At 69.2% G+C, this 14168-nt stretch carries 16 protein-coding genes and 1 pseudogene; 9 read left to right on the top strand and 8 right to left on the bottom strand.

The window, feature by feature from the left end:
* Nucleotides 1–20: 20 nt before the first annotated feature.
* Genes IFT45_RS12270 through IFT45_RS12260 form a run of 3 tightly spaced genes read left to right on the top strand, consistent with a single transcriptional unit; the run spans nt 21 to nt 4580 of the window.
* Nucleotides 21–227, top strand: a complete 207-nt coding sequence (locus IFT45_RS12270; RefSeq protein WP_192128433.1) for a heavy-metal-associated domain-containing protein — start codon at nt 21–23, stop codon at nt 225–227.
* A complete protein-coding gene (locus IFT45_RS12265; protein WP_192128431.1) occupies nt 220–2283 on the top strand; it encodes a cytochrome c oxidase assembly protein in 2064 nt (687 codons plus the stop codon). The genes IFT45_RS12270 and IFT45_RS12265 overlap by 8 nt, the downstream gene beginning before the upstream one ends.
* Nucleotides 2280–4580 carry a heavy metal translocating P-type ATPase gene (locus IFT45_RS12260; protein ID WP_371741067.1) on the top strand — a complete coding sequence of 767 codons (2301 nt, stop codon included), beginning with the start codon at nt 2280–2282 and terminating at the stop codon, nt 4578–4580. The genes IFT45_RS12265 and IFT45_RS12260 overlap by 4 nt, the downstream gene beginning before the upstream one ends.
* Nucleotides 4581–4600: 20 nt before the next feature.
* Here IFT45_RS12260 and IFT45_RS17880 read toward each other — a convergent pair whose 3' ends face one another.
* From IFT45_RS17880 to IFT45_RS12235, 5 genes are all read right to left on the bottom strand, one after another.
* The gene (locus tag IFT45_RS17880; protein WP_192128429.1) at nt 4601–5443 is read right to left on the bottom strand and encodes a M56 family metallopeptidase; all 843 of its coding nucleotides are present in this window, start codon (nt 5441–5443) and stop codon (nt 4601–4603) included.
* Nucleotides 5444–5493: 50 nt separating this feature from the next.
* Nucleotides 5494–5874 (bottom strand): BlaI/MecI/CopY family transcriptional regulator, encoded by a 381-nt coding sequence (locus IFT45_RS12250; protein WP_192128427.1) that lies wholly within the window; start codon nt 5872–5874, stop codon nt 5494–5496.
* Nucleotides 5875–5937: 63 nt separating this feature from the next.
* Nucleotides 5938–6819, bottom strand: coding sequence for a thioredoxin domain-containing protein (locus IFT45_RS12245; protein ID WP_192128425.1), 882 nt, complete (start codon nt 6817–6819; stop codon nt 5938–5940).
* Nucleotides 6820–7008: 189 nt separating this feature from the next.
* Complete coding sequence (locus tag IFT45_RS12240) at nt 7009–7521, bottom strand: hypothetical protein (RefSeq protein ID WP_192128423.1); 513 nt, start codon at nt 7519–7521, stop codon at nt 7009–7011.
* Between the two features lie 138 nt (nt 7522–7659).
* The gene (locus IFT45_RS12235; RefSeq protein WP_192042472.1) at nt 7660–8043 is read right to left on the bottom strand and encodes a helix-turn-helix domain-containing protein; all 384 of its coding nucleotides are present in this window, start codon (nt 8041–8043) and stop codon (nt 7660–7662) included.
* A 65-nt stretch (nt 8044–8108) separates the two neighbouring features.
* Between IFT45_RS12235 and IFT45_RS12230 the strand changes: the two genes are divergently transcribed.
* Complete coding sequence (locus IFT45_RS12230; protein WP_192128421.1) at nt 8109–8957, top strand: SDR family oxidoreductase; 849 nt, start codon at nt 8109–8111, stop codon at nt 8955–8957.
* Between the two features lie 46 nt (nt 8958–9003).
* Nucleotides 9004–9516, top strand: a complete 513-nt coding sequence (locus IFT45_RS12225; protein WP_244637980.1) for a GNAT family N-acetyltransferase — start codon at nt 9004–9006, stop codon at nt 9514–9516.
* Nucleotides 9517–9593: 77 nt separating this feature from the next.
* Here IFT45_RS12225 and IFT45_RS12220 read toward each other — a convergent pair whose 3' ends face one another.
* Complete coding sequence (locus tag IFT45_RS12220) at nt 9594–10262, bottom strand: HAD hydrolase-like protein (RefSeq protein ID WP_192042470.1); 669 nt, start codon at nt 10260–10262, stop codon at nt 9594–9596.
* 69 nt (nt 10263–10331) lie between these two features.
* The gene (locus IFT45_RS12215; RefSeq protein WP_192128419.1) at nt 10332–11279 is read right to left on the bottom strand and encodes a helix-turn-helix domain-containing protein; all 948 of its coding nucleotides are present in this window, start codon (nt 11277–11279) and stop codon (nt 10332–10334) included.
* A gap of 119 nt (nt 11280–11398) precedes the next feature.
* Between IFT45_RS12215 and IFT45_RS12210 the strand changes: the two genes are divergently transcribed.
* The 3 genes from IFT45_RS12210 (at nt 11399) to IFT45_RS12200 (ending at nt 12980) form a co-directional block, all read left to right on the top strand.
* Complete coding sequence (locus IFT45_RS12210) at nt 11399–12034, top strand: isochorismatase family protein (protein WP_192128417.1); 636 nt, start codon at nt 11399–11401, stop codon at nt 12032–12034.
* A 225-nt stretch (nt 12035–12259) separates the two neighbouring features.
* Nucleotides 12260–12718: a hypothetical protein gene (locus IFT45_RS12205; RefSeq protein ID WP_192128415.1), complete on the top strand. Its 459-nt coding sequence runs from the start codon at nt 12260–12262 to the stop codon at nt 12716–12718.
* A gap of 124 nt (nt 12719–12842) precedes the next feature.
* Nucleotides 12843–12980 carry a hypothetical protein gene (locus IFT45_RS12200; RefSeq protein WP_192128413.1) on the top strand — a complete coding sequence of 46 codons (138 nt, stop codon included), beginning with the start codon at nt 12843–12845 and terminating at the stop codon, nt 12978–12980.
* Nucleotides 12981–13114: 134 nt separating this feature from the next.
* Here IFT45_RS12200 and IFT45_RS17540 read toward each other — a convergent pair whose 3' ends face one another.
* Entirely contained in the window at nt 13115–13516 is a 402-nt protein-coding gene (locus tag IFT45_RS17540; protein ID WP_192128411.1) for a MerR family transcriptional regulator, read from the bottom strand.
* Nucleotides 13517–13611: 95 nt separating this feature from the next.
* Here IFT45_RS17540 and IFT45_RS12190 point away from each other — a divergent pair.
* A pseudogene (locus IFT45_RS12190) lies at nt 13612–14168 on the top strand (arsenic resistance protein); the annotation flags it as partial.

Genomic DNA, 14168 nt, shown 5'->3' with positions numbered 1-14168 from the left:
TCCACACGAGAGGACCCCCTGTGCAGACCACGTTCACCGTCGCCGGCATGACCTGCGAGCACTGCGAGAAGCGAGTCGCCGGGGAGGTGGGCGACGTCGTCGGTGTCGAGACCGTGACCGCCGACCACGTGACGGGCCTGCTCTCGGTGACCAGCACCTCTGCGCCCGATCCCGAGGCTGTCCGCGAGGCGGTCGAAGAGGCGGGCTACACCGTCGTCGATGGCTGAGACGGTCTCGCCACAACCGGCAGCCGACCCCGCCCAGAGAACTCGCGATCGGCGCACGGCCCTCGGCTCCGTTTTCGTCGGCATCCCGCTGCTCGCCGTCGTCGTGACCGTCGTCGTGATGGGCCCGTCCGGGTACGAGTCCCTGCACCGACCTGTGCCCGACCTCGTCACGTCCCTGACGAGCGGCCTGCTCCGGGTCGTGGCCGAGTGCGCCAGCTCCGTGACGGTGGGCGCCTTGTTCTTCGCCGCCTTCGTCCGAGCACGCTCGGGCGCACGCCGGCTCGTCGTCGACAACGGTCGCGACCTCGGCACCATCCGGTGGGCCTCGCTCCTCTGGGCCCTCAGCGCGACCAGCCTCGCGGCCGTCGACGCCGCAGACGCCAGCGGACAATCGCTCGACCGACTGCTGGAGCCTGGCTCGCTCTCGTACCTGATGTCCGCCTCCTACTTGCCCGGCGCGTGGGTGGTGGCAGCTGTAGTCGCGTGGACCATCTACCTGATGGCGAACTTCCTGGGCACATGGCAGCCGCTTCTCGTCATGCTCGCCCTCAGCCTCGTCGCCGTCCTCGCCCCTGTCGTCGTCGGGCAGGTCCTGGTCGGACCGCAACACGACTTCGGCGGCGACGCTGCCATCATCGGCACACCTGCCACGACCATCCTCACGGGGCTCGTGTTCCTGGCGGCCTGGGCTGCTGCGCGGGGGGATGCCCTCCGATCGGTCGAGGCCCGTCGGCTGCGGTGGACGGCGGTCGTGACCGGCGTGATCGCGGCGGGCACCCAGGTGATCATCGCCGCGTTCATGCTGGCGGGCTCGGCTCCGTGGGAGAGCGCGACGGGGTCGCTGTTCCTGGTGCGGTTCGCCCTCCTCGGCGCCCTCGGCGTGCTCGGTTGGCGGGCGACACGACCCGATGCCGCTCAGAAGAACTCGACCTGGACGATCACGTCGCTCGCCGCCCTGCTGCTCTCTGCACACCTGGGGATCGCCAGCGCCATGACGCGCATCCCGCCTCCTCAGTACTTCGTCCCCACCTCGGTGGACCAGGTGTTCCTCGGCTACGACGTCGACAGCGAGCCGAGCCCGCTCGTGCTCCTCCTGGAGTGGCGACCCAACATCCTCTTCGCCGTCCTGACCGCGGCAGGAATCGGCCTGTACCTCTGGGGTGTCCGACGGCTCCGACAGCGCGGCGATGCCTGGCCCGTGGGACGCACGATCGCCTGGGTGCTCGGCTGGGCCACGGTGTTCCTCACGACGTCATCCGGCCTCGGCAAGTACTCCAGCGTGTCCTTCAGCCTGCACATGATCCTGCACATGTCCCTCAACATGCTCGGGCCGCTGCTGCTCGTGATGGGCGGCGTCGTGACGCTCGCCCTGCGAGCCAGCACCGCGCACCGGAGGAACGAGCCCGCAGGCGTGCACGAGTGGATCACCGCGGTGCTGAACTGGCGCCTGACCCACGCGTTCTACCACCCGGTCCACGTCTTCGTCTCGTTCGTCGGCACCTACTACCTGCTCTACCTGACGCCGATCTTCGGGGAGGCACTGAGGTACCACTGGTCACACCAGCTGATGAACCTCGACTTCCTCGTCATCGGCTACGTCTTCTACAGCCTCGTCATCGGCGTGGACCACCCGCCACGTCCGCTGCCCCACATCGGCAAGCTCGGCCTCGTCCTCGCCGCGATGCCGTTCCACGCCTTCTTCGGCGTCGTCATCATGTCGAGCGAGACCGTGATCGCACAGAATTACTACGAGTACATCGGCAAGTGGTGGATGACCGATCTCGCCCACGACCAGTACGTCGGCGGCGGCATCGCCTGGGCCGCCGGCGAGCTTCCCCTGATCGCAGTCGTCATCGCCCTCGTCACCCAGTGGTCGAGACAGGACTCCCGACGCGCGAAGCGGGTCGACCGCCACCTCGACAGCGGCATCGACGACAGCTTCGAGGCCTACAACGACATGCTCCACCGGCTCTCCGGCCGGAGCACCACCCCCTCGGGACCGCCCGAGACGACGGCGACCGCCGAGCGGGTGCCCGAGATGAAGGACCAGACGTGACCACCACCTCCCAGCCCACGGCAGCCGTCGACACGACCACCGGCCCGTCGGAGGCGTACTTCGAGCTCGACGTCGGCGGCATGACCTGCGCTTCGTGCGCGAACGCCGTGGAGCGGAAGCTCAACAAGCTCCCCGGGGTGACCGCCTCGGTCAACTACGCCACCGAGCGCGCGCTCGTCTCGGGGCTGGCCCCCGCGCAGGTCGACACGGCCATCGCCGCGGTCGAGAAGGCGGGCTACGCCGCCGCGATGCGACAGGGCGACGACGACAGCTGGACCGCCAGGGCCACCGAGACCACGATCACGTCGCTGCGTCGCCGACTCGCCGTGGCGGCGCTGCTCACCATCCCGCTCTGCGACCTGACGATCCTGCTCGCGCTCGTGCCTGGTTTCCGGTTCCCGGGCTGGCAGCTCGTCTGCGTCCTGCTGGCCGTGCCCATCGTCACGTGGGCGGCGTGGCCGTTCCACAAGGCGACCTGGCGCAGCCTTCGTCGAGGCACGTTCGGCATGGACAGCCTGGTCTCGCTCGGCAGCATCGTGTCCTTCGGGTGGGCTGTCTACACACTCGTCTTCGCCCCGAGCACGGAGCCCGGCTACTGGCTCGGCTTCGGCGTGACCCCCGCCGGCGCCGACGCCATCTACCTCGACGTCGCCGCCGGCATGGTCACGTTCCAGCTCGGCGGGCGCTACTTCGAGACCCGCTCGCGCCGCCGCGCCGGTGACGTGCTGAACGCCATCGGGAACCTCGCCGTCCGGCAGGCCCGCATCCGAGACGCCGACGGTGCCGAGCGTGTCGTGCCGTCGACCGAGCTGCGTGTCGGAGACACGGTCGTCGTCCTCCCTGGCGAGCGGATCGCCGTTGACGGGACCGTCTCGTCCGGGACGTCCACCGTCGACACCAGCGCCATGACCGGTGAGTCCGTCCCCGCAGACCTGGCACCGGGAGACGACGCCATCGGCGGAACGGTCAACGTCACCGGGCGTCTGGAGATCACCGCAGTCACCGTCGGCGCCCGCACCCGCCTGGCACAGATGGCGGCCCTCACCGAGGACGCCCAAAGACGCAAGGCCGGAGTGCAGACCTTCGCCGACAAGGTCTCGTCCGTGTTCGTGCCCTGCGTGATCGCCCTCGCAGCCATCGTGACCGCCATCTGGCTCCTGACCGGCGCCGAACCCTCGACGGCCGTCGGCAACGGCATCGCTGTCCTGATCATCGCGTGCCCCTGCGCCCTCGGCCTCGCCACCCCGACCGCGCTCATGGTCGGCATCGGCCGCGGCGGCCAGCTCGGCGTGCTCATCAAGGGACAGGACGCCCTCGAGGCGAGCGGCGTCATCGACACCGTCGTCCTCGACAAGACCGGCACCGTCACCACCGGCGGCATGCGCGTCGTCGACGTCGTCGTCACCGGGACGCTCGATCGGGAGACCCTGCTGCACCTCGCCGGCAGCGTCGAGACCGCCTCGGAACACGCTGTGGCCCGCGCCGTCACGGCGGCAGCATCCGCCGAGGTCGGTGCCCTGTCCACGCCCGAGGGCTTCACGGCGCTGACCGGCCTCGGAGCACGCGCCGTCGTCGACGGCCACCAGATCCTCATCGGCAACGCCCGCCTCCTTCGCGAGAACGGGATCGAGCTCGACGCCGTGCTCACCGAGGCGGTCGAACGGCTCGGCTCGACCGGCGCCTCCGCGGTCCTGCTGGCGGTCGACGGCATCGCCTCGGCAGTGTTCGGGGTGCACGACGACATCAAGCCGTCCGCACCCGCCGCGGTCGCGGGCCTCCGAGCACTCGGCCTGCGCACCGTGCTCCTGACCGGGGACACGGACGGCGTGGCACAGACGGTCGGCGCAGCCATCGGAGTCGACGAGGTAATTTCGGGCGTCCTGCCGACCGACAAGGCCGCCGCGATCTCCGCCCTCCAGGCCGACGGGCACAGGGTCGCGATGGTGGGCGACGGCGTGAACGACTCCGCTGCCCTCGCGACCGCCAACCTGGGGCTCGCGATGGTGCAGGGCACCGACATCGCGATGAAGGCCGCCGACATCATCCTGGTCAGGGACGACCTCCGTGTGGTCGTGGACGCCGTCCAGCTGTCACGCCAGACGCTCAGGACGATCAGGCTCAACCTGGTCTGGGCCTTCGGGTACAACGTCCTCGCCATCCCGCTGGCTGCAGTCGGCCTGCTCAACCCGCTGATCGCGGCGGCGACGATGGCCCTGTCGTCGGTGCTCGTCGTGTCGAACAGCCTGCGGCTGCGCTCGTTCGAGCCGAACCGCAGCGGAGGCGCACCCCGCGGGTGATGCGCCTCCGCTGACGTCGGTCAGCCCTGCACGCGTACCGCCAGCGGAGACCGCCGGCGGGAGGGTGCGTGCCGGTTGCTGGCGTCCACGAGTCGACGAGCGCGGAGCGTCAACGACTCGTCCTCGGCCATGTGCGCCATCTTGACCAGCGCGTTGGCGGTGTGCACGGCTCCCAGGCGCCGCGCGGCCGCGTCGTCGGCGATGAGCTCGACGAGCATCCTGGTGGTGCGCTCGAGGTGTCGGGCTCCAGCCAGGCCCGGAGTGCACGCCCTGTTGAGCTGCGCGAGCTGCGCGATCACGCCGTGGTGTTGCCGCAGGTGCGTCCGCTCATGCTCGACGACCGCCGCCAGCTCGACAGCGGTCAGAGCCCGCTCGAGCGCCGTCGTGACGAGCACGCGGTTGCTCGGGGCCGGGATGCTCATCGCGAAGGCGCGGTCGAAGGGCACCACGGTCACGTCCACCCCTCGCACCCGTGTGCTCGGGTGGCAGGCGGCCACCAGCGCCATCTGCTGGTGCAGGGCCCGGTCCGTCGCCGCGAGCGGCTCGAAGCGCGTCGTGACGAGCGCTACTAGCCCCCCGACGGCGACGAGACCGCCCCAACCGACCACGACCAGCACCGTCGACGCGAACCAACCGCCCATCGGGCCCGTTGGGGCATCCCGAGAGAACGCGACCGCGGCCATCGAGTTGACGAGCCCGAGAGCAGCCGCAGCAATGCCGCCAAGGAACGCGGTGTACCAGGAGGCGAGCGCCAGCCGCGGGAAGCGGAACCGCCAGCGGCCATGGGCCAGTACGAAAGGTGCACCGACGATCAGCACAAGTGACGCCCCGATGCAGGCGAGCACGGTGACGGCGACCGCCACCTAGATCACCCCGCCCGAGGTGAGTCGGCCGGGGGTCAGCCCACCAGGGGTCAGTCGGCCTCGAGCGCCGCCCGTAGCGCCTCGACGTCGCGAGGGTCGAGCTGCCCGGCGAAGCGCAGCAGCGCAGCGCTGCGGTCGCTGCTCGCGACGAGTGCGGAGACCATCGTGCTCGCCGCAGACTCCGACTCCGACTGTGCCGCCGAGAAGACGAATCCGCCGCCCGCAGCGGGTGCCTTGTTGACGGACCCCTTCTTGTGGAGCCGATCCAGGATCGTGAGCACAGTCGTGATCGCCGGGGTCGCGTCGGGCTCGAAGGTCGCCTGTATCTCCTTCGCTGAGGCGGGCGCGCCCGCACGCCAGAGGGCTCTCATGACCTCGTTCTCGAGCTCGCCGCGAGAACGCTTGGCGGGAGTGTCGGACTTGTCGGTCATCGCTCGATCCTATCCGGGCGTCAGCTTCCCCGACGGTCATGAGGGCCCGCACTCCCGCGGGGCTCACGGCGCCTCCGTGCCCGTCGCCCCACCCGACACCTGCGCCACGAACTGCGCGAACGCGGCGGCGTCGGTGGGCGAGCCCTGGTACTGCTGCCCGTTCACTAGGACGGTCGGCGTCGCGGACACCGCGGCGAGGTCGGAGTTCGGCACCGGGTCGTTCAGCGCCCGCTCGGTCGCGGAGGCCACCCAGTCGGTGAACTCCCCGTCGGTGATGCAGGAGGCGATGTCAGGGTCATCGGCGCCGGCGCCCTGCACCAGGGTCACCAGCTCGTCGTTCGTCAGGCCGGTCGTGTTCTCGGCCGGCTGCTGCGCGAAAAGGGCGGTGTTGACGTCGAGCGCGGTGTCGGGCTGGTAGTTCGCGACGCAGGCCAGCGCGTTGGCTGACCGGGTCGAGTACTTCGACCCGAGGCTGGCGTTGTCGAGGAACCCGAGGGGGTGGATCTCGAGATCGGCGACGCCCTGCGTCACCCAGGTCTCGAGCTGCTCGGCGTTGGTCGTGTCGAACTGGCCGCAGTACGGGCACATGTAGTCGAGGTAGACGACGATGCTCGGCTTCTCGGCCGTGCCCGCCGCCGACGGGACGGGGGAGCCGTCGGCAGGCGTCGCGTCCGTCGTCACGGCGGACACGGTCGTGCCGTCGCCCGACAGGACGATGCCGTCGCTGGCCATGTTCAGGGGGCCGGGGCCCGCCGGGGCGAACGACCGTGTGATCACCAGGGCCACGACGGCGAGGGCTGCGAGGACACCCACGACGAGGCCGCCCTGCAGGACCCACTTGTTGCGGCGCCGTCTCTTGGCTTCTGCCTCCCGGGTGATGCGGGCCTTCTCGCGGGCCGACTCCCGTCGTTCGCGCTTGGTCTCAGAATTCTGTGTTGTCGACAAGATGACTCGTCTCGTTCTCGTCGGCACGGGGTGCCGGAGTGTCCATGAGGTCTCGTCCGGTCGCGGGGACGCAGACGGGCGCAGGCCGGGACGTCGTCCACGGCGAGGATGCGCGGGGAGCTTCGCCTGCGCGGACGCTTCGGCGAAGCACACGAGGCGCCTTCTCGGCGCATCGTGCATCAATTCGGATCAGGCGGGGAGCGGCGGCCCTCGGAGGGGCTGGGCGGGCACCGCGGCGCGGAGCGCATGGGGGACGATCCGTGCGACTCGCGGCACGAGGTGCCGCACTATCTGCGGTGCTGTGGTCGCAGCGATCCCCGAGACCGTGATCACGGTCAGGAGTACCTGGTCCGCCAGGCCGACGGCAGCGCGGACAGCCCTCTCGCCACGCCAGAGACCGACGACGGTGACGAGCGCAGCCGCGGCATGCGCGATCCACATGGCGCCGCCGTGGTGCATGGCGGGCATCGTGCCCGACGACATCGATGTGTCGGCCGCGAGCACCATGGTCTCGTGCGCGTGGTGCCCGCCACCTGAGACGTCGACGCGAGCGGCGCCTCCTCCGCCCAGGGAGAAAAGCAGGTGGAAAGCCGCCTGGGAGACGGCGACGACGATCGAGAGCCGGACGAGCGACGGCCCTCGTCCCGCCAGGGCGACGCTCAGCGGCAGCGAGAGTCCGATCGCGAGGACGACACCGAGCACGCCAGGAGAGGAACCCCCACCCGCGACGTGCGAGAACGCCGCCAGGGTCACCGCCGCCAGGGTCGCCGATGAGCCACGCGCCAGGCGTCCCCATCTCGACTGCACTGTGGCCGCCTCCCGCTCGTTCCGGCTCTCAGCCTAGATGGCCGACACGGCGCGCTGGTGGGCGTTCGTCGTCGAGGCGTCGTCCTCGGTGTCCGCGACGGCAGGGACGGCCAGGGCCCAGGCGTTCATCGACTCGAGCACGGGCCGGAGACCCAGGCCCGTCGGGGTCAGCTCGTAGACGACCCTCGGGGGGATCTCGGCGTACACCGTCCTGGTGACGAGGCCCGACGTCTCGAACTTGCGGAGGCGGTTCGTCAGGGTGTGAGCGCTGATGCCCGGCAGCGACTCCTTCAGCTCGGAGAACCGCGCCGGCCCCTCGAGCAAGTTCCGGACGATGAGAGTCGCCCAAGGGCCATCGAGCAGGGTCAGGAACTTCGCGATGCCGCACTCGGGCCAGATATCCCCACAGAAAGCCATGAAAAGCGAGCTTAGGCTATTAGTGCAGTTGACGTAACCGATGCACCAGATGCACTAATGGTTTCATGACCTATCTCATCCACGGCGCCACGGGCGCCCAGGGCTCCCCCGTCGTTGCCGCGCTCACCAAGTCCGGCGCCTCCGTTGCCGCGGCTGTCCGCGACCCCTCCACCTACTCGGGAGACGGCACCGCCGTCGCCGTCGACCTCACCTCCGTCGCATCGCTGGCGGCCGCCTACGAGGGCGTGGACGGCGTCTTCGTCCACCTACCGATCGGCACTGGTGAGCAGCAGCTCGCTCACGCCCGCAACATCGTCGCCGCGGTCGACAAGGCACGGCCCGCACGGGTGGTCGTCTCCACCAGCGGCTACTCGGCCGAGGACGACGGCTCGGGTGAGAACCCCGTGGCCGCGCTGGCGGCGGGGCTGACGGCGACGGGCGTCTCGGTCGCGATCGTCGCGCCTCGCCTCTTCCTCGAGAACCTCCTGCTTCCTCCCGTCACGTCTGTCGTCGAGAGGGACGGCGTGCTCCGCTACCCGATCCGAGAGGACTACGCCGTGTCGTGGAGCTCGCACCTCGACATCGCGGATGTGGTCGCACGACTGCTCGCCGACACGTCGGTCACCGGCATCGTCGGAGTCGGCGCGCTTCCGGGACTGCGGGGAGCGGACCTCGCGGCCGGCTTCGCAGCGCAGCTCGGGCGCGAAGTGCACTTCGAGTCCCAGGAGCCCGACGACTTCGGGAGCCTGATCGAGCCGCTCTTCGGTAAGGCCGGCTCCGACCCGGTCGTCGACTCGTACCGCTGGCGCGCCACCCAGGAGTCCGAGCTGATCGACCCGGCGACGAGCGCTCAGGAACGCCTCGGTCTCAGCCCTCGCTCCGTCGAGAAGTGGCTGGTCGACCTGCAGGGCTGACGCTCAGTACGGTTGAGCGCCGGGCCTGCTGAACGACGGGATCACGATGGACGACACGTATGCACTCCGCGCGATGAGCGAGGCGGACCTCCCCGCCGTGCTCTCGATCTACCAGCAAGGGATCGACGGAGGCGACGCGACGTTCGAGTCAGCACCCCCGACTCCCGGCGAGTTCGACGCCTCTCGGCTCGCCGAGCACCGGATCGTCGCGGCCTCAGCTTCCGGCCGCGTCGTCGGCTGGGCTGCTGTCTCTCCCGTGTCTCGCCGGGCCGTCTACGGCGGCGTCGTCGAGCACTCGGTGTACGTCGACGCCGTCGCGCGAGGCAAGGGAGTCGGGCGAGCTCTGCTCCTGGCCCTCGTGGAGTCGACCGAAGCGTCCGGCATCTGGACCCTGCAGGGCGTGGTGTTCCCCGAGAACACGGCCAGCCTCGCGCTCCACGCCGAGCTGGGGTTCCGGGTGGTGGGTCGGCGAGAGCGGATCGCCGCGCCCCTGTCCGGGCCTCAGGCGGGGCGCTGGCGCGACACGATCCTCATCGAACGTCGATCTCCGCTCGTCTGACGAGGTCCTTGCCAGCTCCGGGGCGAGTCGCGACAGGTGCCCGCGGGCTTGCACGCAAGCCCGCGGGGCACGTGTCGTCACTGCGGGACGGACCCGCCCAGGACGAGGTCTCCTACTCGTCGAGGCGCGGCCGCCGTCATCCGTGCGCCCGCGCGGTGGAGCTCATCGGCAGTCCCGAAGCCGTAGAGCACGCCGATCACGTCGACGCCGTTCTCCAGGGCGGCTTCCACGTCGTGCTCGCGATCGCCGATCATCACTACCTGTTCCGGCGCAGCGCGTCTCGATTGCATCGCGCGGCGGAGCGTGACGACCTTGGCGACCACGTCGTCGGGAGCACGACCGTGCACCGTCGTGAAGGAGGAACGGAGTCCTGCCGTCTGCAAGGCACCCTCGGCGAATTCCTGGATCTTGGCCGTCACCACGCCGAGTTCGACCCCGGCAGCGAGCAGGCGCTCGAGGAGTTCGCCGACGCCCGGGTACGGACGGTACTGGGAGATCCCCACGTCTGCGTAGTGCTCGCGGTAGTGCCCGACAGCTTCGGTCACAGCCGCCGCGTCGAACCCGTAGAGATCACGGAACGAGTGCTCCAGGGGCGGTCCGACGAATCGACGCAGAGCAAGGGGGTCGTTCTCGACGAAGCCCATCTGGGCCAGGGCGTGAGCTGCAGCGTCCGTGATCCCCGAGCCCGGGTCGCAGAGCGTTCCGTCGATGTCGAAGAGGGCTACGTCGTACCGCCGGTGTTGCATGTGGTCTCCTGACCTCGCGACGGGAAAGCACCTGTCATCCCCTTTCTCGAGAAAGAGAGAAGCGGAACGTCAGACGACCGTCGCGAAGCGCTTGCGATAGCTCGACGGGGTGCTGCCGAAGGTGCTGACGAAATTCTGCCTCAAGGTCACGGCGTTGCCGAAGCCACATACTGCGGCGACTTGTTCGATGGGAAGCTCCGATGCCTCCAGGAGGCGTCGCGCCTCGTCGAGTCGGCGCGATCTGACCCACGCGGCGGGTGTGGACCCGGTGGCCGCCCGGAAGGCACGGATGAAGGTCCGTCGACTCTGGTGAGCGGCGGCAGCGAGCTTGTCGACCCCCAGATCGTCGCCGAGGTTCTGCAGTGCCCAGGCAGTCGCTCGCGCGATCGGATCGTCCGCCCCGTCCTGAGGAACCGGGCGCTCGATGAACTGCGCCTGGCCACCTTCGCGGTGAGGGGCGACGACCAGGCTCCTGGCGACCTTGTTCGCGGCCTCGGCGCCCAGGCGGGTCCGGACGATGTGCAGGCACGCGTCGATGCCCGAGGCTGTTCCTGCCGAAGTAATGACGTCCCCGTGATCGAGGTAGAGGACGTCGGGGTCAACATCGACCCGCGGGTGCTTTCGGTCGAGGGCGTCGATCGCATGCCAGTGCGTAACGGCGCGGCGACCGTCGAGGAGGCCGAGGTCCGCCACGGCGATGGCCCCGAGGCAAAGGCCTGCGATGGTGGCGCCGCGGTCGTGGGCTGCGAGCAGAGCTTGCCGGAGGATCGGCCTGGGTTCCCGGCCGTCCGCGATCCAGGAGGGCACGACGACGACGTCGGCGTCCGACGTGGCGTCGACTCCTTGCACGCCACTGATGGCGTAGCCCTCGGCCGTCCGGACCGACCCCGCTCGGTCGGCGAAGAGCACCGTTTCCCAGTCGGCGAGGCCCTGCCTCCTCACTTCGTCGAAAACCATCTGGGGAACGGCGAGATGGAACATCGTCACACCGTCGAACGCATGGATGGCGATCCTCACGATGCCCCTTCCTGTTGGCCTGGAATCATCGTAAGTGTGCACGCGTGCCAATGGCAGACGTTCTGTGAGCACCGCAGGATCGTTGTCATCCCCCGAAGTTGATCTGTTAGGAGCACACCATGACCACGCCCGCTCGCGCCCTCGTCCTCGTCGACATCCAACAGGAGTACTTCACCGGCCCCCTGGAGATCCAGTACCCCGCGACCACGGACTCGCTCCCGCGGATCATCGCCGCCATCGATGCCGCCGAAGCGAACGGCATCCCCGTCGTCGTCGTCCAGCACACAGCCGGCGACGACGCCCCGGTGTTCAACCCCACCCTTCCCGGGTTCGCACTGCACCCCGAGATCGAGCAGCGCCGCACCCCCGCCTGGAAGGCCATCACGAAGCAGTACGGCTCCGTCTTCGCCGGGACCGACCTCGTCGACTGGCTTCGGGAGAACGGCGTCGACACTGTCACCCTCGTCGGCTACATGACCAACAACTGCATCATCGCCTCCGCTGCCCAGGCAGAGACCATCGGCATCGCCGCTGAGGTCCTCTCCGACGCGACCGGAGCCATCAGCATCAGCAACGACGCCGGCCACGTCGACGCGGAGACCGTCCACACGACCCTCATGGCCTTGTTGAACTCGAACTTCGCCGCCGTCGAGTCAACAAACGCCTGGATCACCGCACTGGCCGAGGGAGAAACGCTCCCGAAGGACAACCTGCCCACCTCCGCGATGTCCGGTGCCGGGCGCTTTCCGCGGTAACCCGATAGGCCCTGCTCGACTGAGCCGCGTGCCCCGACCGGTCCAAGAAGTGTTCGACCGAATGCGTGTTCCGAACGACTGCCTAGCTCGACGGACTCGTCCGCGAACCGGCTTCATGTGGCCACTGCGCAGGGAGGGATGCGTGCGTGCCGCGGCGAGGTGCCCGCGCGCACGGCGGGGTGCCGCACCCCGAAGTGGACGATGCACCCCGGAACGACGGGGTGCATGGTGCCCGACCTCGTCTTCGACCGAGCAGACGAAGTGCTCGAGAAGATCCGGGCTGCGATCTCCCGGCGAGACCCCCAGCAGCCACCGGCCGACGCGATGCGCTCCCTCGTCCTCGAGGACATCGACAGGTACGTCGAGGACGACGAGGGATTGGCCAAGGGCGAGTTCTCCGCGCAGTGTCGGCTCAGTGCGCTGCTCCGACGTCGGGCCCTGGAGTTCTACGACGACGTCACGACCGCGGTGGCAGCTGAACTCGAAGGCACGGGACCGAACGCGATGTCCGAGCGGTCGTACGCGGCCGCGCTCGTCTCGGTGGTGCAGCAGACCACCGCGAGCATCGGCGATGCGGTCCTCTCGGATGCTCATCGGGGAGACACTCGCGAGCGTCTGGCCGGCGCAGCCACGGCGACCCTTGACCACTTGTCGGCCTGGTGGCACAGGGAGTACGCCACCTGAACGCATCGCTAGGGACCATCCCCTACTGGGACGATATTCGATGCCGGATCATGTCGTGGGGCATGCTCGTCCTATGAGCGACGATGCAGGACTATCGCGTGCTCGCTCCGTCGATGCGACCGCAGTGACTGAGCGCCCGACGCCGTGGCTGCCGGCAAGAACCGTCCTCCTCAACCTCGCCTTGATCTTCGTCGGCGGTGGCCTCTTCTGGTTTCTCATCGACCGCGTGCGACCGCCCGTCTGGGTCGCCTTCCTCGCCTAAGCCGCCATCTATACAGCCGGGTCACTCGCCATGCGCTTCATTCGAAACGCACGAGCCGATCGCACTCATAAGTGACGGTGGTGGCTAAGCCACGCGATCCGGTGAGCGATCTTTCTCCGGGCGCAGGCAGCCACCTAGCCGCTGCAACGGAAGACGCACTCGGTCGAGCACCGCTCAGACCGATCTGGGCACTCGGCCAGATCGTGCTCCGCACGAGCGAGACGCGACCGAAGCCGGTCGAGGCGCGCCTGCTTCGCCTCGATCTGACGCATCTGCTCTGCCAAGAGCGGCCGTAGCGCCTCTCGGACATCGGTACAGGACGTCGACTCCATGGTGCTGAGGTGCGCGCCTATCTGATCGAGGGGCAGGCCGAGTTCCTTGCTGGCTTCGATCAGGTCGAGGCGGCTGAGCACGTCCGGGCTGTAGTCGCGATACCCGTTGTGGGCCCTGGCTGGGGTCAAAAGCCCGATGGACTCGTAGTACCGGAGCGCCGTGGCGGAGACGCCGCTGCGCTTACTGACCTCGGAGATTCGCACACCGCGACCCTAGAGCCGCCGACGCCGCTTGACCTTCAAGCGGCTTGAACCTCTACGGTCACTGACGTGCCTACCTCCTCCACACCGGTCCTGCCGTGAACGCGGTCGTTTCCTGGCTCGAACACCGGCAGATCGGCCTCTACCTGGTGGCGATCGCGGTTGCCGGCATCGTCGGCCTCACCGTGCCGGGAGCACACCACCTAGAGGCAACGATCGAGCCTGTGCTCGCGCTGCTGCTGTTCGCGACGTTCCTCGGAGTCCCGTTCGCCGCGATCGGAAAGTCCCTCCGAGACGGACCATTCCTCGCCGCGGTCGGGGTGCTGAACTTCAGCGTCGTCCCCCTCGTTGCCTACGGGCTGTCCCGGTTCGTTGCGGCCGAGCCGGCACTGCTGTTCGGGGTGCTGCTGGTGCTGCTGACCCCGTGCATCGACTACGTGATCGTCTTCGCCGGCCTTGCTGGCGGCGCGTCAGAACGGCTCCTCGCTGCGGCACCGCTGCTCATGCTGGCGCAGATCCTGCTCCTGCCGCTGTACCTGCTGCTGTTCATCGGCCCCGAGGGCGTCGCGGTAGTCGAGGTCGGCCCCTTCGCCCGGGCCTTCCTCCTCCTGATCGTCGTCCCGCTCACCGCGGCCGCGCTCGTGCAGGCACTCGC

It is taken from the genome of Frigoribacterium sp. CFBP 13707 (assembly GCF_014842245.1).
GTDB classification, from domain to species: domain Bacteria; phylum Actinomycetota; class Actinomycetes; order Actinomycetales; family Microbacteriaceae; genus Frigoribacterium; species Frigoribacterium endophyticum.
This window is presented reverse-complemented; position numbering and strand designations above follow the sequence as displayed.